Annotated in this window: 14 protein-coding genes; 11 read left to right on the forward strand and 3 right to left on the reverse strand. The window is 67.1% G+C overall.

All coding sequences use genetic code 11. The features are described 5' to 3' along the window. Positions 1–63: 63 nt before the first annotated feature. From OPU71_RS05045 to OPU71_RS05070, 6 genes are all read left to right on the forward strand, one after another. Complete coding sequence (locus OPU71_RS05045; protein ID WP_267725689.1) at positions 64–762, forward strand: fumarylacetoacetate hydrolase family protein; 699 nt, start codon at positions 64–66, stop codon at positions 760–762. Between the two features lie 12 nt (positions 763–774). Further along, the gene (locus OPU71_RS05050) at positions 775–1,218 is read left to right on the forward strand and encodes a DUF2147 domain-containing protein (protein WP_267725693.1); all 444 of its coding nucleotides are present in this window, start codon (positions 775–777) and stop codon (positions 1,216–1,218) included. Then, positions 1,215–1,709 (forward strand): GNAT family N-acetyltransferase, encoded by a 495-nt coding sequence (locus OPU71_RS05055; protein ID WP_267725697.1) that lies wholly within the window; start codon positions 1,215–1,217, stop codon positions 1,707–1,709. The genes OPU71_RS05050 and OPU71_RS05055 overlap by 4 nt, the downstream gene beginning before the upstream one ends. A 71-nt stretch (positions 1,710–1,780) precedes the next feature. Further along, the gene (locus OPU71_RS05060; RefSeq protein ID WP_267725700.1) at positions 1,781–2,521 is read left to right on the forward strand and encodes a GAF domain-containing protein; all 741 of its coding nucleotides are present in this window, start codon (positions 1,781–1,783) and stop codon (positions 2,519–2,521) included. A gap of 32 nt (positions 2,522–2,553) precedes the next feature. Then, positions 2,554–3,606: a hypothetical protein gene (locus OPU71_RS05065; RefSeq protein ID WP_267725704.1), complete on the forward strand. Its 1,053-nt coding sequence runs from the start codon at positions 2,554–2,556 to the stop codon at positions 3,604–3,606. A gap of 121 nt (positions 3,607–3,727) precedes the next feature. Then, positions 3,728–6,346 (forward strand): fibronectin type III domain-containing protein, encoded by a 2,619-nt coding sequence (locus OPU71_RS05070; protein ID WP_267725709.1) that lies wholly within the window; start codon positions 3,728–3,730, stop codon positions 6,344–6,346. A 38-nt stretch (positions 6,347–6,384) separates the two neighbouring features. Here the strand turns inward: OPU71_RS05070 and OPU71_RS05075 are convergent, their stop codons facing one another. Then, a complete protein-coding gene (locus OPU71_RS05075) occupies positions 6,385–9,390 on the reverse strand; it encodes a transglycosylase domain-containing protein (protein WP_267725713.1) in 3,006 nt (1,001 codons plus the stop codon). A 304-nt stretch (positions 9,391–9,694) separates the two neighbouring features. Between OPU71_RS05075 and OPU71_RS05080 the strand changes: the two genes are divergently transcribed. Further along, entirely contained in the window at positions 9,695–10,171 is a 477-nt protein-coding gene (locus OPU71_RS05080) for a YhcH/YjgK/YiaL family protein (protein WP_267725717.1), read from the forward strand. A gap of 9 nt (positions 10,172–10,180) precedes the next feature. On the opposite strand, the gene OPU71_RS05085 is transcribed toward OPU71_RS05080, so the two are convergent. Together OPU71_RS05085 and OPU71_RS05090 are read right to left on the reverse strand one after the other, a co-directional pair. Beyond that, positions 10,181–10,774 (reverse strand): DUF3617 domain-containing protein, encoded by a 594-nt coding sequence (locus tag OPU71_RS05085; RefSeq protein ID WP_267725720.1) that lies wholly within the window; start codon positions 10,772–10,774, stop codon positions 10,181–10,183. Between the two features lie 79 nt (positions 10,775–10,853). Further along, positions 10,854–13,262, reverse strand: coding sequence for a protein kinase domain-containing protein (locus OPU71_RS05090; protein ID WP_267725725.1), 2,409 nt, complete (start codon positions 13,260–13,262; stop codon positions 10,854–10,856). 22 nt (positions 13,263–13,284) lie between these two features. Between OPU71_RS05090 and OPU71_RS05095 the strand changes: the two genes are divergently transcribed. The 4 genes from OPU71_RS05095 to OPU71_RS05110 are packed head-to-tail and all read left to right on the forward strand — an operon-like array spanning position 13,285 to position 16,718. Continuing rightward, complete coding sequence (locus tag OPU71_RS05095) at positions 13,285–13,941, forward strand: hypothetical protein (RefSeq protein ID WP_267725728.1); 657 nt, start codon at positions 13,285–13,287, stop codon at positions 13,939–13,941. Continuing rightward, positions 13,938–15,098 (forward strand): MFS transporter, encoded by a 1,161-nt coding sequence (locus tag OPU71_RS05100; protein ID WP_267725734.1) that lies wholly within the window; start codon positions 13,938–13,940, stop codon positions 15,096–15,098. The genes OPU71_RS05095 and OPU71_RS05100 overlap by 4 nt, the downstream gene beginning before the upstream one ends. Continuing rightward, the gene (locus OPU71_RS05105; RefSeq protein WP_267725738.1) at positions 15,019–15,690 is read left to right on the forward strand and encodes a hypothetical protein; all 672 of its coding nucleotides are present in this window, start codon (positions 15,019–15,021) and stop codon (positions 15,688–15,690) included. Before OPU71_RS05100 ends, OPU71_RS05105 begins: the two co-directional genes overlap by 80 nt. Further along, positions 15,687–16,718 carry an ABC transporter substrate-binding protein gene (locus tag OPU71_RS05110; RefSeq protein WP_267725741.1) on the forward strand — a complete coding sequence of 344 codons (1,032 nt, stop codon included), beginning with the start codon at positions 15,687–15,689 and terminating at the stop codon, positions 16,716–16,718. Before OPU71_RS05105 ends, OPU71_RS05110 begins: the two co-directional genes overlap by 4 nt. Positions 16,719–16,721 lie beyond the last annotated feature (3 nt).

A 16,721-nucleotide genomic window follows, 5' to 3' on the forward strand; every position in this document is an offset into this window, starting at 1 on the left:
CTTGGCGCCGGGCCGCGCGGCGTTCAGAATGCGCGGCTTCAAAGCCAAGGATGATCCGACACGATGACGTATGTTTTCGAACCGCCGGCACGCCCCGCGGTGCCCGTTGCAGGCAGCGATGCGCTGTTCCCGGTACGGCGGATCTTTTGCGTGGCGCGTAACTACGCTGCCCATGCCCGCGAGATGGGCCACGACCCGGAACGGGAGCCGCCGTTCTTCTTCTGCAAGCCGGCTGACGCGGTGCTGCCGGTGGCGGCGGGCGCACTGGGTGCGCTGCCCTATCCACCCGCAACGCAGAATCTGCACCACGAATTCGAACTGGTGGTGGCGCTGGGCAAGGGTGGGCGCGATCTGACTCCCGAGCAGGCCGCCGACTGTGTATGGGGCTATGCCTGCGGTTTCGACATGACGCGGCGTGACTTGCAAGGCCGGGCCAAAGAGAAAGGCCAGCCTTGGGATTCCGGCAAGGCCTTCGACTTTGCCGCGCCGATCTCGCACATCCAGCACCGCGGCCATGCCCCCTTGCCGACTTCGGGTGAGATCGTGCTCAGCGTCAACGGCGTCGAGCGCCAGCGTGGCGATCTGGCGGACATGATCTGGTCGATCCCGGAAGTGATTGCGCACCTATCGACGCTGTGGACGCTCAAGGCGGGTGATCTGGTGTTTACCGGCACGCCGGAGGGCGTGGGCCCGGTGGTTCCGGGTGATCGCATGGAAGGCCGCATCGCCGGCGTGGGTGCAATCTCGATTCTGGTTTCCTGAGGGGGGGGGCACATGAAGTCAGCCATTCGAAGTGTCTCGCTCGTGGCGGCGCTCTGCGCGGCGGTGGCGCAGGCCGAGGAGCCCTCTGCGGCCGGGCGCTGGAAGACGATCAGTGACGAGGACGGCAAGCCGCGTTCCATCCTGCGGATCGACGAGCAGGCGGGCGCTTACGAGGCGGTGGTCGAAAAGGTGTTCTACCGGCCGGGCGAGAAGCCCGATCAGTTGTGCGACAAGTGCAGCGACGCGCGCAAGGGTCAGAAAATCATCGGCATGAAGATCATGAACGGCCTCAAGCGCAACGGGCTCGCCTACGAGGGCGGTGAGATCCTCGACCCGGACAACGGCAAGGTCTATCGGGCCAAGATGAGCCTCTCGCCGGATGGCAAGACGCTTGAAGTGCGCGGTTTCATCGGGGTGTCCCTGTTTGGCCGCAGCCAGACCTGGTATCGCGAATGAGCGCGGCGCTGGCATGGGTGCCGATTGATGAGGCCGCCTACGCGTTGTGGCGCGATGAATCCGTCGCCGGCTATGCGGAAGGCAAGGTAGAGGCCGGCAACTGGCCAGCGGAAGGTGCGCTGGCGCGCGCCGAAGCGGAATTCGCCAGCCTCCTGCCACACGGTGCGCAGACGCCACAGCACCACATCGGGCGGCTGGTACGCGAGGACGGCCAATCGATCGCAACCGCCTGGTTGCGCGTGGCGCCCGAGCATGAGGGCGCGGGCGCGCAGATCCTTGCCTACCTGTACGACTTCGTGATTGATCCGCCGTGGCGTGGGCAGGGGCTTGGCCTGGCGGCGATGGCGGCGGTCGAGGCCTGGGCCCGCGGGCTTGGTGCGCAGCGCCTGTCGCTGCATGTGTTCGCCCACAATACGGCGGCTTGCCGGCTTTACGCGAAGGCCGGCTTTGTCACCACGAATCTGAACATGAGCAAGGCCTTGTTGGGGTAGAGCGGAAGTCGTAAGCCGGCTTGGCTAGACTTCAATCGCGAAACGCCTTTTCGCCACGACGGAGAGCGAGCATGAATCAGCAGCAGGCAGATGAAGCCCTGGCGGTGTTTGCGCGGCAGCTTGCCGTGTCGGCGCCCGCAGAAGGCGAGCGCGACGAAGTGATGCGCGCCGCCGCCGCCTTGCTGAACGCCCGGCAATGCAGCCTGATGGTGGTGCCGGACGATACCGAGGCCCACTTGCGCCTGCGTCTGGTTGCCAGCGCAGGCGAATTGCCCGATGCGGCATGGATCGATGCGGTCAGTGCTGCCGATGGCATTGCCGGTCAGGTGATGTTGCGGCGCGAGCCGGTCTGGGTGCCGGACATTGCGACGTCCCCCTACAAGACGCTCGCGCGACGGGGCGCCGCCGGCAGTTTCATCTGCGTGCCGCTTGAAGCGGGGCGGGCCTGCATCGGGGTTTTTTGCGTCAGCGAACCGCTTGAGCAGGCGTTCTCGCAGGCCGATGCGGTGCGGGCGCGAATTGTGGCGGCCTTGCTGGCCCACGCGGTGCAGGTGATCCGGCTCGATCGCCTGCTGCATTCGCGGGTGGCGCAGCTGAGCCTTGCGCGGGCCGGCATGGATGCGCCTGAGGCGATGTTCGGCGGCGCCCTGCCGCCAACCCGGGTTGCGAAGATGCTGGCAAAGTCGTTCTATCGCGACCTGTCGAGTGCCGGGTTCGCGCCGCCGCAGATCGTCGAAGCCGCATCCGAGATCATCGGCTTGATCTCCGGCAGCCTCGCGCGCCATCGGCGCCGGCTCGACGAGCACGACTGAGCGCGCCCGCCCATCCTTCGCCCATGAACGCCATGCCATTGAGCCTTCGCGCCGGTCCGCGCGCGCTTGAACACATTCGCCGCAACGGGCTCAGGCCCGACGACATCGCCTGTATCCCGGCCGCGGCCGGTGGCCCCAAGGGCCTGGCACTGATTCCCTTCGACCGCTGGCTCTTCGGTGAATGGCTGCCGCGCGGCACGCGCATGCCGACGCTGATCGGTGCTTCGATCGGTGCCTGGCGCATGAGCGCGGCGGCGCAGGCCGAGCCGCTGGCTGCACTGGATCGTCTTGCAGAGTGTTATGTGCACCGGCAGCGTTACCGCGAGGGGGTGACCCCGCGTGAGGTGGCGGAGAAGATTGTCGGCCTCGCCGAGTCGGTGGCGCAGCCCTGGCAGCCGCGCGCCGATGTGCCCTTGCGCGTGATTGTTTCGCGTGCGGTGGGGCCGCTCGCCGGCAAGGATTCACGTGGTGCGTTCGCGCGGATTGCCGCGGCCAATGCGGTATCGCGCGGGCGCCTTGCGCGTCACTTTCACCGTGAGGTCTTTGCCTCGGGCCCAGCCAGCCCGCTCGATGGGCTCTGGCAAGACGGCTTCGCCACCCGCCAGCATGGATTGAACGCCGATAACTGCGTTGCGGCGCTTACCGCGTCGGGGTCGATTCCGCTGATCTGCGACGCGGTGGGGCGGATCCCGGGCCTGCCTGATGCCCCCTACTGGGATGGCGGTTTGATCGACTACCACATCCACTTGCCCTATCAGCAACTGCCCGGCATCACGCTTTACCCGCACTTCGTTGAAGGCGTGATTCCGGGCTGGCTCGACAAGTTCATTCCGTGGCGCAAGCAAGGCTTTGGCAGGGGCGGCGAGAGCCTGGCGAACATGCTGTTGATCGCCCCGAGCGAGGCGCTGCTCGCCCGCCTGCCGAATCGGAAGCTGCCGGATCGCAACGACTTCTACCGTTACGGTGCCGACCACGCTGCGCGCGAAGCGGCCTGGCGGCGTGCGATGGCAGAGTGCGAGCGAATCGCCGAGGCGTTTGCCCGTTGGGTCGAGAAGCCGGATCTGTCAATTGTCATGCCGCTCTGAGACTGGCGACGGCCGTTGATGGCAATCCTGTTGAGTTTGTTAAGGCGAATGTCATTTTTTGCGATTATGATGAACGTATATCCCTCGCGTTCATCATTTGACCGGAAATCCAAGGCCCGCCATGCGAACCCTCCGACTCGCCCTGCTGATGCTGTGTGCCGCAGTGATCCTGCCTTCTTGTGGTGGAGGCGGTGGAGAGGGTGGTGGGGGCACCGTTGTGCCGGCTGTGCCGACCGGCCTGGTGGCCACGGCGGGTGATGCGCAGGTGTCGATCGCCTGGGTCGCCACGTCCGGCGCGACCGCCTACCACGTAAAGCGCGCGATCAGCGCTGGCGGCCCCTACACCGAAGTGGCGGCGCCGGCAGGCACGCCCTTCATTGACAGTGGTTTGAGCAACGGCACGACTTACTACTACGTGCTGACCGCTGCCAACTCGGCCGGCGAAAGTGCGCAGTCGGCCGAGGTATCTGCGACGCCGGTTTCCGCGCTGGCACCGCCGGCTGGTGTGATCGCGCTGGGTGCGGACCGGCAGGTGAGCCTGAGCTGGGAGGCCGTGGCCGCTGCCACCGCCTACCGCGTCAAACGTTCCGATGCGGTAGGCGGCCCCTACACGCTGATCGCCTCGCCAACAAGTACGCACTACACCGACACGGGGCGAAGCAACGGCAGCGCGTATCACTACGTTGTCTCGGCCGTGACCGCCGCGGGTGAGAGCGCTGACAGCGCGGAAGTCTCCGCGACGCCAAGCGCTGGCCTGCCGATCCTGCCAGCCGAGGACGTCACCAAGAACCGTTTCGGCATGAATACCTGGTTCCTCAGTGATTGGGACGGTGGCCTTGCCTTTGCCGATGCGATGAAGCAGGCGCGCCCCTGGCAGGACGCCACCGACTGGCACCAGCCGGTTGGCGGCATCGACGCGCTGGGCTGGCCGACGGCCGACGCCTCGACTGTCATCCTCACCGGCACGCCGGCTCAGATCAACGGTACCTACAAGCTGGTCTTCAACGGGCAGGCCGATGTATCGCTGATGTGGGTGGGCGGCACGGTGAGCAACAAGGTCTATGACGCCGCCAGCAATACCACCACGGCCGATGTGACCTACGCGGCCAACGCGACCGGTAGCGTCGGCATCATCCTCAAGAACACCAAGCGCACCGCGAACAGTGCGGTCAACTCTGGTTTCACCAACATGCGCCTCTACCGGCCCGGCTACCCGGCCGATGGCAGCGCCGTCTTTACAACGCCCTTCATTGCGGCGTTCGCCAAGACGCATACGGTGCGGATGATGGACTGGACCGCGACCAACTCGAACCTGGTGGAGCACTGGGCTGATCGCATGACGCCGTTGCATTTCTCTCGTGAAGGCGGGCGCTACACCGGCCCGGGCGGGCTGGTGTATGACAGCTCGTCGCTCGGGGTTGCGATCGAGCACCAGATCCAGCTCTGCAATGCCGCGCATGTCGACTGCTGGATCAATGTTCCGGTTGCGGCGGATGACGATTACGTGCGCAAGCTCGCACTCGCTTTGCGCTACGGCACCGACGGCACCAATCCCTACACCAGCACCCAGGCTAACCCGGTGTATCCGCCACTCGATCCGAGCCTGCGGGTGTACCTCGAATACGCCAATGAGATCTGGAACTCGGCGGGCGGGTTCCGCTGCTTTGGCGTGATCCAGGACATCGTCGCCGCGCTGCCGGCCGGCCATCCACTGCTGACGCCGACCGAGGCGAGCATCTGGTTCAAGATGTGGCGCTATCCCGCCTACCGTACTGCACTGATCAGCGACATCTTCCGCGCCGTGTATGGCGAGGCTTCGATGATGACGCGCATCCGCCCTGTCCTGATGACGCAGCAGGGCGACGGGCAGGCGACACTGTCGCAGGCGATCAACTGGCTCGATCACTATGCGCGCAGCCAGTCACCCGCCAGGCAGGTATCGGACTACCTCTACGGCGCCGGCGGTTCCGGCTACTACAACTCCACCAATGAGCCGGCGAACAAGGCCGACCGCGACGCCTACTTCGCGGCGGGCAGCTATCCGCCTGCGCCGAACGTGAAGGGCTTTGGGGTGGATGCGGTCTGGGCGGCGAATTTCGGCCTCAAGCGCATCGCTTACGAAGGCGGCCCGAGCCTCGACAACTACGGCGATGTCGATGCGCGTGCGCTCAATGCCGATCCGCGCATGCAGGACATGGTCGTCAAGACACACGACGCCTGGTCGCAGCAAGGCGGCGACTTGCTGGTCTACTACGTTGCCCGTGGCACGCCGAAGTGGGAGTTCACGCCCGACATCACGACGCTCGCGACGCCCAAGTACAAGGCGCTCGATCAATTGCAGACGCAGCCGCGTGCCGCAGTGACGCTGGGGCAGGCGCTGCCGGGCACGATTGTCGCGACAGCTACGCCCGACTATCGGATCCGGACCGGCTTTGACTACGCCACGACGTGCGCTGGGCAGCCCTGCGTGGGGGGCAACGATGCCGGTGAATGGGTGGCATTGCCTGCCCATGCGGCCGCAGCCTTCAACGCGCGCCTCAGTGTCAGCGGCATCGCCGCTTCGGGCGCGACGATCAAGGTCTGGGTCAATGGCGTCCAGAAGGGGCAGGTAACGCTCGCGAGCGGTAGCGCCTTGACGACCAGCAGTGCGCTGGATCTGGCCATCCCGGCGGGTTTGGTGGCGGTGCGGCTGGAAGTCGTGAGCGGCGGGCTCAATCTGCGATCGGTCACGATCAACTGATTGCCGGCGGCGCCGGCAATCAGCCGCAAGGCGGCCGCTCAAGCGGCCGCTTTGTCTGCAGGTTTGGGTGCCGCCGGCGCTGCCTTGCAGTCGGTGCCCGGGTTGGCGCTGCGGTTGATTTCGTCGATCAGCTTGGGCGCCAGGATCTTGAGCAGTTGGGCGGGCAAGGCGCTGGTGAATTGGTACTGCTCAGCCGCGGGGCCCTTCACATAGGCCGTCACCGTGCCGAAATGGCGCTCGCCGATGTAGAAGACGAAGGTGCCGGAGCGGCTGACCACGCGCGATGAGATCAGCACGCCGCCCTTGCCATACACCTCGAAGCGGTGATCGCCGGTGCCTGTTTTACCGCCCACCGCGATCGGGCTGCCGTCCGGGCGCTTGAACACGCCACTCAGGCGTCTGGCGGTGCCCTTCTCAACCACCAGCGCCATCGCTTCACGCGCTACCCGGGCTACTTCGGGGGCTAAAACCTGCTCGCTTGCCGCCGGCTGATAGGCAAAGTGCGTTTCGTACGGTGTGCCGACGGCAAAGCGCAGTTGATCAAGGCGCACCGTTGGCAGGCGCACGCCGTCGTTGATCAGCACGCCGACCAGTTCGGCCAGCGCGGCCGGCCGGTCTGCCGAACTGCCCAGTGCGGTGGCGTAAGAGGGGACAAGGGTTTCGAAGGGGTAGCCGAGCCGCTTCCAGCGTTTGTGGATCTCCAGGAAGGCTTCGACTTCCACCAGCTGCTTGATCCGCACGTCCTGGGCACTCTTGTGGCGGGTACGGAAGAGCCAGCGATAGACATTCTGCCGCTCGTCCGCGCTAGCCTCGAAAACTTCCGCCAGGCTCGCCTTCGGATGGGTGCGCAGGTAAGCCACCAGCCAGAGTTCCAGCGGGTGCACGCCGGCAAGGTAGCCTCGGTCGGCAAGATCGTAGCGCTCCGGCGAGTACTGATCGTAGAGGCGCGCGAGGCTGGTCGATTCAATCGAAGCATCGGGCAGCCGTTGGGTCAGGAATTCGCTGAATTGCGCTTCATTGGCACCGGGGTTGATCGAGCGGAAGATCGTGGCGAGGCGCTTGGGCGTCGGCCGGATGCCCTGCAGCAGCGCATCCATGATCTCGCTCTCGCTCTTGCCCTGGAACTTCTTGTAGAAGCGCACGATGAAGGCCTTGCCTTCGCGGTCGGCAAAGCGCGCGAGGTACTCCTGCCGCTTCGGATCGTCGTGGTCGTCGAGCAATGTCGCGCTGGAACTGGGCATGTTGAACATCGTGTGACGCACGATGTCCCGCATCAGGCGGATGAAGGGCAGATTCACCGATCGTTGCAGGCTTTCGCGCACCGAGACGATTCGTTCGTTGTCGGCCTTGTCGAAGTTCTCGAAGGTCAGCAGCCCGCCGCCGGTGAAGAAGCTCTCGCCCGGGCTGGCCGAATACTTGCGCTCCATGGCGGCCTGCAGCATCGGTTCGAGCCCGCGCTCGCTGGTGCTGGAAAGGTAGTCCACCGCCCAGCGGGTCAGTGCGTCCTGGCGGGCGATCGGTACCTGCTGCAAGGATTCTTTCGAGATCGACCCGAGTCGCTCATGCAGATCGGCGACCAGTTCAAGGTAGGTCACCAGGGTCCGCAGCTTGGCGGTAGACCCGAGGTCGAGTTTGGTGCCGGCATTGATGTCGAAGGGCTGATCGAAGTTATCGGTCTGCACCCGCACCAGGTTTGCGCCGGCCGCCCGTTCGAACAGCGTGAAGCTGTAGATCACCTGCGACGGATCGCCGCCGCCGAGCATGCGTTCGCCAATCAAGCCGGCGGCCTTGGCGGCCTCGGTCGTGTTGATCGACCGCAGGGTGTCGGTGACCTCGCGTTGCAGGCGGCTGTCGATTGAACTGACCGCGCTCATGTCCATGCGGTCAAGATCGTAGAGCCGCGATACCCCCAGCAGTGATGAAAGCTGGGTGCGCGTCACGAGCACCGCCTTGCGCCCGGCAACCGTGTGCAGATTGTCGCTGGCCGCCGCTGCGCGCTGCAGCTTCAGCGGTTGTGCCAGCGCGGCGTCGCGCAGGCTGGCGTCGATCACGCCCTCGCTCGCCAGCAGGCGCAGGTGGGTATTGGTCAGCGCTTCAAGCGACTGCTGGTCGGCCAGGAAGCCGCTCGGGCGGCGCTGCGAAATCATCAGCGAGAGCGCCTGCTTGTAGGCGAGCGCGCGCTTGGCTTTGTCCGCGTTCGGGTTGCGCAAGAGCGCGTTCACCTCGGCGAAGTCTCGCCCGTACCAGGCCGCGAGCGCATCGCCGATGCCGATCACTTCGCCATAGCCGGCCTTGGCCGCAAGCGGCACGGTGTTGAGGTAGTCGAGCACGAGCTGGCGTCGCACCGCGCTGGTGTCGGGGCCACCCAGGTAGGCGCGCAACGAGGCCGAGGCCATCTGCTGCAGTTTGTCCTGCGGTGAAGTCGTCCGGCCGCCGGCGGAGTGGCGATACTTCTCGATCTGCGTCGCCAGGGTGCTGCCGCCGTGGGCATCGTGGTCGGGGTTGAAGCGGTGGATCAACTGGTCGGCGCTGGCCTTGAGCAGTCGGTCCCACTCGATTGCCGGATTCTTGGTCAGGTGTTCCGGGCTGAGCAACTCGCGGTTCTCGATGAACAGCAAGCTGCGCACCAGCATCGGCGGCACCGATTCAAACTTGTCGTAAGCGCGCACCGGAATCTGCGCATCGAAGAGCGCCTCGCCGGCGCAATCGTCGATCGCGAGCCCGCCCCGGGTCTTTTCGCGGTAGGGCGCAAACAGGCCGGCATCGATCGTCTGGGCCATCTCGGGCGAGATTCGCGCCTGGTCGGTGACTGCATAGTGCCTTGCCGTCAGGCGCGTCGTGATCTGCGGCAGCGCGGTGTAGCCAAAGCGCTGATCGAAAGGGCCGGTCGCCGGGAAGCGGATCGCATCGCTCTTGCCGGGCGCCAGTTTGAAGTTCATGCGCTGGCCCCACTCGCTGAGGTAACGCGATTGCAGTCGCGAGGTGCTCGCTTCGCGCCAGGCCAGCACCGCCAGCGTCGTCAGTACGATGAGCGCAAGGACCAAGAAGACCCGGAGCGCAATGCGCCTGCGTTTTCGAGGGGGCGTTACCGTCGCTTGCGCCGGGTGATCCATGCCATTCCAACCAGAATCAGAGGGGGTGAGTTCGATGTGCTGCATCGCATTATCGCGAAAGCGCAGGCTTGGCGTCCGCAGCGTGGCGAACTTGCAACGATGGCAGAAATAGTTGTGCCGCTCGATCGCATTGCTGGCCCAGGCATGGCAGGCGCGCCAATGCCGAATGCAAGGGCGCGCTGCGGCGCGGCCGCCGTTTGCGGCACAATGAGGCACCCCCCGGAAGGTTAAGCCCATGTTCGTCTCAGACCTTGCCAACTGGCGCAGCCGCGCGCCGGTGCTCCCCGCGGCGGTCACGCGCGCGCTCGAATCGCTGGATCGGCGAGATCTGTCCGCGCTGACGCCCGGCCGCTATCCGCTCGACGAAGACGGCATGTTCCTGCTGATCCAGCAGGTGACGACCAAGCCATCGGGGGATTGCCGTCCGGAAGCCCATCGTGAGCACGCCGACATCCAGCTGGTGCTCGACGGCATCGAGCGCTACGGCATTGCCAGCCACGATCCGGCGCTGCTGCCGATCGACGATCTGCTCAATTCGCGCGATATCGCGTTCTACCCCGCGCCTCGCCACGAATGGTTCATCGATCTCGCCCCGGGGCAGTTCGTCGTGGTGTATCCGGGTGATCTGCACCGGCCGTGCTGCGCCGTGAGCACGCCGCAGCCGGTGCGCAAGGCGGTCGTCAAGATCCACCGCCGCTTGCTGGGCCTGTAAGCCGGGGCGCTAGTTCGCGCCCTGCTGCTTCTTCATCGCTTCCATCATCTGTTTCATCTGCTCGGGGCTCATCTTGCCGCCGGGCGGTGTGCCGGCCTGCATCTTCTGCATTTCGAGGCTGTTGAAGCGGCGTCCGCCGGCTTCGATGTCGCCTGGTTTCCAGCCGGCAGGGCAGGCGCCGAGCCAGCGCACGGCAATCTTGCTGCGCATCTCGGCCTTGCCGTCCATCGGCGGGTCGAAGCGGATCTGCGAGTCGATCGTGTAGGCGCTGTTGAGGTCGCCGCTGATCACCGAATGCGTGGTCGAGGTGGTGTTGCCGTGCTTGCACACGGCATCGCTGACCCAGCCGGTCGCGGTCTTGCTGAAGCTGTGCTTCGAGCAGGCGTTCGGTCCGCCGCCCTGCATCGCGTGTTTCTGCATCGCCGCGTCGGTCTTGGCGTCGATGCACTGCTTCATCGGCGGCATGGCGCCCTTGGCGTCGCCCTCCATCTTCATTTCCCAGAGGCCTTCCTTGCGTTGCGGGGCGTCGCTGGCCAGCACCGGCGGGCTGACGACAAGGCCCAGCAGGAGCAGGTAGGGTAGGCGGGTGTGCAGGGTGTGCATGATGTCTCCTTGCAGTGGATCGCTGCCTTCAGCATAGACCCGGATCTGCCGCCCGGCTGGGTCGGGCGTGGGCGTTCCCTTACTCGTGGCGATTGAGGCCGCGTTCGCGCTCGCGCTGGCGCAGCACGTCGATCATCACGTTGAAGGTGCGGCCCAGCGCGCCGATTTCGTCGCCGGTGTTCACCTGCACATGCGCGGCATCGTAGTCGCCCCGCTTGAGCGCATCGCTTGCGTCGATCAGTCGTCTGACTGGCCGCACGATCGAGCGCGCGAAGGCCAGTGCGAGCAGCACGAAGACCACGCCCACCGCAGCCAGGCTGTAGAGCACCTGATGGAACATGCGCTGCAGTGGAGCCTCGAAGCTCTCGTGGGTTTCGGTGACGCCGACCACCCAGTCGTGGCCGGCGACCGGCGCGAAGCCGGCCACTTCCTCGGTTTTCGTGATCGTCGAGGGGTAGTCGAGGTTGCCTTCGCGCTGTGCGCCGATCATTGCGCGCGCCAGCGCCGGCATGCCGAGGCTCTCGATGCGCGGGCGGCGAAAGCGCTGATCGGCGGCGATTTCGGCCTGGGTGGCGGGCGATAGCGCATCGAGGCTATGGAAGATCAGGCCGGGATCACGGTGGTGGATCAGCACGCCGTCGCCATCGATCAGGAAGGCGTTGCGATTGGCGTTGTGTGCGCTGTCGACGATCGCGCCGATTGTCTCTGCGCGGATCCGCAAGACGATCACGCCGATGACCTGCCCGCCACGATTGCGCACCGGATGCGCGAGGTAGGCGCCGGAGCGCCCGGCCACGGCGCCGACGATCAGGCTCGTCACATTGGGGCGGCCCGACATGGCCGTCCTGAAATACTCACGAAAGCCGAAGTTGCCCCCGACGACTTCCGGGGCGGTTGAAATCAGGGCGGTGCCGCCCGCGTCCATCAGGGTGAGCAGATGCACGTCCGGGTTGGTGGCGACCAGGGCCGCCAGGCGCATGCGGATGCTCTCCAGCGCCGCTGCGTTGGGGGATTCGAGGCCTGCGATCACGTCACTGTTGTTGGCAATGAACGCCGTCACCCGGCGGCTGTCTTCCAGCAACTGCGACAGCCGCCCGGCCGTGCTCAGCGCCAGATGCTCAAGGCTGCGGCGCTCTGCATGCGCCAGCGCATCCACGCTGCTGGCGTAGTTGTGGTAACCGGTGATGCTCATCGGCACCAGCGCCGCGAACACCAGCGCCAGCGACATTTTCACCGCTAGCGGCCATGAGCCTGGGTGCCAGAGCCAGCGGCCGATTCGCGGCCGCTGACGATCCCGATCCCCCGGCAGCGCGGCCTCGCTGCCGGCCGCCAGCGCTTCCTGCAGGCCAAGACTGGCCGCATGCGCGGCGAACAGCGCCCGGCGGAATGCCTCGACACTTTGCGGGCGATCCTCAGGCCGCAGTTGCAGCGCCCAGTCGATCGCGCGCAGAAAGGCCGCGCTGTAGCGGCCCGCGCCAGCCGCTTCGGCGCTCACATCGGCCTGCGGGGCGGCCTGGCGGTCTGGCGCTTCGCGCGGGCGCTGGCCACACACCATCCAGTACAGCGTTGCGGCGAGGGCGTAGAGGTCGGTCCACGGCCCCTGGTGATCGCCGAGGTACTGCTCGATCGGCGCATAGCCGGGCGTGAGGATTGCCGGCGCATCAACCGCACCGCCGCTTGCCGGCCGCGCGGCGCCGAAATCGAGCAGCACGAGGCTGCCGTCCTCGTCGCGCACGCTGATGTTGTCCGGCTTGATGTCACGGTGCAGTACGCCGGTGCGGTGCACCAGCGCCAGGCCGTCCAGCAGGGGCGCGAGCAAGAGCAGCAGATCGGGCTCCGACACCGGCGGCGCGCCCGCGTCCGCGCCACCCTTGCGCGCACCGAGCAGGCGGCTGAGTGCCGGTGCCGCGCGCCCGCGGCCTTGCCACCAGTCGGTGAGCGATTTGCCGCGCTCGTAGTCCAGCACCATGTAAGCGGTGCGATTCGCTTCGAAGAAGCGCGCCACGCGCACGATGTTCGGGTGGCGGAAGGTCGCCAGGGTGCGGGCCTCGACGAGGAACTGATCGAGCCCGTCGAGCAGGGTGCGGACGTTGTCGATGCGGCGCGGCCGCACCGTGCTGTCACGCGCGCGCTGGGCGAACTGCGCCGGCAGGTATTCCTTGATCGCCACCGACGCATGCAGGTTCACATCGGTCGCGAGGTAGGTGATGCCGAAACCGCCCTGGCCGAGCACTGCGTCGATGCGGTATTCGTGCAAGCGGTAGCCGGCCGGTAGCGCGATCGGCACCGGCCCGCTCGCGGCATGCAGTGCGGCTGCGGCGGCGCCGGCGGGCAGCACCACGGTTGAGTCGTCCGTGGCGGCGGGTGAAGGCCCGGCACGCATTTGCTCGGCAGCAAGCGCTTCGGGGCTCAGCAGCACGGTGTTCTGATCATCCATTTCGCGTGGCGGCTTCCGGTGGGTGGCGGCACGGGTGCTACGATAGTTCAACCCTGCACCGGGAGTGCGTTCCATGCAAGCGAAGCGCGAGTCCGCCGAATCTGCCGCGCCCGCCCCAGCACCGCTGGGTCGCCTGTTCCTTGTTGCAGCGCTGGTGGCGTTCTTCGGCGTGGGCATGAGCGCCTTCCTCAACTACTTCAAGTTCAAGTCCGCGCTGGAGTCGGCCGCGCGCTCGCGCATGGCGGTGCCGGCGCTGGCGGTGCGTGAAGGGGTGCAGGCCTCGCTCGCGCTGGGTCTGCCGCTGGCCAGTGCTGCGGCCGTACCGGATCTGCTGGCGCGCGAGCGCCAGGCCGATGCCGCGATCCGGGCAATTGAGGTGTTCGACGCCGAAGGTCGCGTCGTGTTCAGCGCCGGCGCCGCGGCACCGGGCTCCGCCATCCCGGCCGCATGGCTTGTCGCCGCCCGTGCGTCGGCGGGCGATGCCTGGCATGTGCTGGAGCCCGACAGCGCGGTCCTCGGCTTTTCCCTGCGCAACAGTTTCGATTTGCCGCAAGGCCATGTCGCGGTGCGCTACGCGCTGACCGATCAGCAGCAGGCCCTCGCGCGCATGCGTGCCGCGTTGCAGCGGATTGCGCTGATCGGCGGGGCGGCCACCGCCTTGCTGGCGATGCTGGCGGTGTGGGCCGTGCTGCGTTTCAGTGGCCGGGCGCAGAGCCCTGCGGCGCGATGACTCACCGCGCGCCCCCCTTGCACGCCCGCCTCGCCGCCGCGATCCTGCTGGCCGTCATGTTGGGGCTGGGCTGTGTGTCCTGGGCGACGCAGCAGGCCTTCAACGACAACTTGCAGCCAGAACTCGCGCGCAAGGCGGCGGTGGTGGGCCGCTCGGTCGCCGAGCTGGTGGCCAAGGCCAGCGGCTACGGTATCGCACTGCCCGATCTGGTTGGCGTCGACGCCTATCTGGCCGAGGTACGCCGGCAGCATCCCGAGCTGGCGCAGCTGGCGATCCGCGATGCCGGCGGCGTGCTGCGTTTCGAGCATGGCGAGCGCGCTGCGGCTGCCGGCGTTCAGGTGCCCATCGGCCGCGCGGCGGCGGTGCTCGGCAGCGTCGAGGTGGGTGTCAGCGTGGCCTACCTGCGCAACATCCTGTTCGAAGTGCTGCTCGATCTGGCGGTGGTGTTCGTGGTGGCGGTGTTCCTCACGCGCGAGCTGCTGCAGTTCATCACGGCGACTGATCCGCGCCTGGGCGCCGTGCCCGGCAGTGGTGGCGCCTTGCTTGCGCGCATGCGGGTGCCCTTGTTCCTCTTCATGCTGGCCGAAGAGCTGACGCGCGCCTTCGTGCCGGGCTTTGCGCGCACGCTGCTCGGCGCGGACACGGCGGTGTCGGCGGATGTGGCGGTGGGCCTTCCGATCGTGGTGTTCATGCTCGTTGTTGCGCTCGGCCAGCCGCTGCTGGCGAGCTGGAGCGAGCGGATCGGGCTGCGCGCCGCGATGCAGTGGGGCGCGCTGATCGGCTTCGTGGGGCTTGCGGGCGCCGCGCTGGCGCGCGACCTCACCACATTCATGCTGTGGCGCGCGCTGTGTGGATTGGGCTACGCCATGGTGTTTGTGGCCGCGCAGGCTTTCGTGATTGCGCACACCACGCAGGCCGAGCGCACCCGCGGCTTCGCCCTGTTCGTCGGCGCGATCATGGTGGCGGCGGTCTGTGGGCCGCCGCTGGGCGGCATCCTCGCCGATCATGTTGGCGCGCGCGCGCGCGGGCTTCGCGGTGGCTGCGGCGATTGCGCTCGTTGCGGGCCTGGCGGTGCGCTTGCTGCCGCCCGCGGCGGCGTCGCAGGCCAGCCTGACGCCCGCCCTCGCCTTGCGCGATCTGGCGCGGGTGCTTGGTGAGCGGCGCTTCCTGCTGATCACGCTGCTTGCCGCAGTGCCGGCCAAGCTGATCCTCGCCAGCTTCTGCTTTTATCTGGTGCCGATCTACGTGCTTTCGCTCGGTGCGCCCACTGCGGCGGCCGGGCGGGCGCTGATGGTCTACGCGGTGGTGCTGGTGCTGGTGTTGCCCTGGGCGGCGCGGCTGGCCGAGCGTGGCGTATCGCAGGTGTCGCTGGTCGGTGGCGGGCTGTGCCTTTCCGCGCTGGGTGGCTTTGGCTTGCTGCTGTGGGGCGGGGTGGGGCCGGTGTTCCTGGCGATGGCCTTGCTCGGGCTGGGGCAGGGGCTTTCGATCGCGGCGCAGAGCAGTTTGCTGTCGCTGGCCTGCGCCGATGAGATTCGCGCGCACGGCACCGGCGCCCTGTTCGGCAGCTACCGGCTGATTGAGCGGCTTGGCAACGCCAGCGGCCCGCTGCTTGCCGGCGTGCTGGTGGCGGCGCTTGGCCATGCCGGCGCCTTCGCCCTGATCGCCGCGCTGGTGCTCGGCTGCGGCCTGCTGTTCCTGGTGCTGGCGGGCGCCTTGCGCGGCGTGCATGTTGCCGAGGTGCGCGCATGAAGGCGCGCTGGCCGATCCTGCTGATGATGCTGGCGATCTGGCTGCAGCCGGTGCAGGCGGCGCAGCCCTTCCGCATCTATGCGGTGACCTACCGTGGCGCCACCGAGGTGGAGCGCGGCTTTGCCGACTACTTTGCGGCGCGCGGCATCCCGGTCGAGATCACCTACCGCGACATCGCGCTCGACACCTCGCGCCTGCCCGCGCTGGTGGAAGAGATCCGCCGCACGCGGCCTGACCTTGTCTACACCTGGGGCTCGGGCGTCACGCTGGGGATTGCCGGGCCGTGGGATCAGGCCGACCCGGCGCGATACATCACCGACATCCCGGTGGTGTTCAGCCTCGTCGCGGCGCCGGTGAGCGCGCGCATCGTGCCGGCCATGCAATCGTCGCGGCGCAACGTCACCGGCGTGAGCCATCTTGCGAGCGTGGCGGCGCAGATGCAGGTGATGGCCGCCTACCGGGCGTTCGGCTGCGTCGGCGTGCTCTACTCGCCGAACGAACCGAACGCGCTGGCCGTGCTGGATGACTTGCGGGCCGAAGGGCGCAGACGTGGTTTTCGTGTCGAGGCGCGCGCCTTTCGCACCGATGCCGCTGGCAAACCCGTCGCCGCCGGCGCCGAAGCGCTGGTGGGCGAGCTTCGCCAGGCGGGTGCCCAGTGGTTGTACCTGCCGCCGGATTCCTTCCTCAACACCCAGGCCCGGGCGGTGGTGCTGCCGGCTGCCCTGAAGGCCGGCCTGCCCAGTTTTGCCTCGACCGAACCGCTGATGGCTGCCGGCGCGCTGGCCGGGCTGGTGAGCCGCTACTACACGGTCGGCCAGTTCGCCGGCTACAAGGCTGAGCAGATTCTTCTGAACAAACGGCCGCCCAGCCAGATTCCGGTCGAAACGCTGACGCGCTTTTCCTTGCAGGTAAGCCTGCCGGTGGCGCGCCAGCTTGGCGCGCTGCCACCGCTAGCGATGTTCAACTACGCTGAAATGCTGGAGGCCGACTTCGTCGCGCCCACCCTCTCTGCAAGGGAAAACCGATGAGCA

Origin of the sequence: Niveibacterium sp. 24ML, assembly GCF_026586805.1 — a bacterium.
GTDB lineage: Bacteria > Pseudomonadota > Gammaproteobacteria > Burkholderiales > Rhodocyclaceae > Niveibacterium.

Excerpts from the sequence above, each read along its gene's own strand:
- OPU71_RS05045 (WP_267725689.1), top strand. The coding sequence starts at position 64 with ATGACGTATGTTTTCGAACCGCCGGCACGCCCCGCGGTGCCCGTTGCA.
- OPU71_RS05050 (WP_267725693.1), top strand. The coding sequence starts at position 775 with ATGAAGTCAGCCATTCGAAGTGTCTCGCTCGTGGCGGCGCTCTGCGCG.
- OPU71_RS05055 (WP_267725697.1), top strand. The coding sequence starts at position 1,215 with ATGAGCGCGGCGCTGGCATGGGTGCCGATTGATGAGGCCGCCTACGCG.
- OPU71_RS05060 (WP_267725700.1), top strand. The coding sequence starts at position 1,781 with ATGAATCAGCAGCAGGCAGATGAAGCCCTGGCGGTGTTTGCGCGGCAG.
- OPU71_RS05065 (WP_267725704.1), top strand. The coding sequence starts at position 2,554 with ATGCCATTGAGCCTTCGCGCCGGTCCGCGCGCGCTTGAACACATTCGC.
- OPU71_RS05070 (WP_267725709.1), top strand. The coding sequence starts at position 3,728 with ATGCGAACCCTCCGACTCGCCCTGCTGATGCTGTGTGCCGCAGTGATC.
- OPU71_RS05080 (WP_267725717.1), top strand. The coding sequence starts at position 9,695 with ATGTTCGTCTCAGACCTTGCCAACTGGCGCAGCCGCGCGCCGGTGCTC.
- OPU71_RS05085 (WP_267725720.1), bottom strand. The coding sequence starts at position 10,774 with ATGCACACCCTGCACACCCGCCTACCCTACCTGCTCCTGCTGGGCCTT.
- OPU71_RS05095 (WP_267725728.1), top strand. The coding sequence starts at position 13,285 with ATGCAAGCGAAGCGCGAGTCCGCCGAATCTGCCGCGCCCGCCCCAGCA.
- OPU71_RS05100 (WP_267725734.1), top strand. The coding sequence starts at position 13,938 with ATGACTCACCGCGCGCCCCCCTTGCACGCCCGCCTCGCCGCCGCGATC.
- OPU71_RS05110 (WP_267725741.1), top strand. The coding sequence starts at position 15,687 with ATGAAGGCGCGCTGGCCGATCCTGCTGATGATGCTGGCGATCTGGCTG.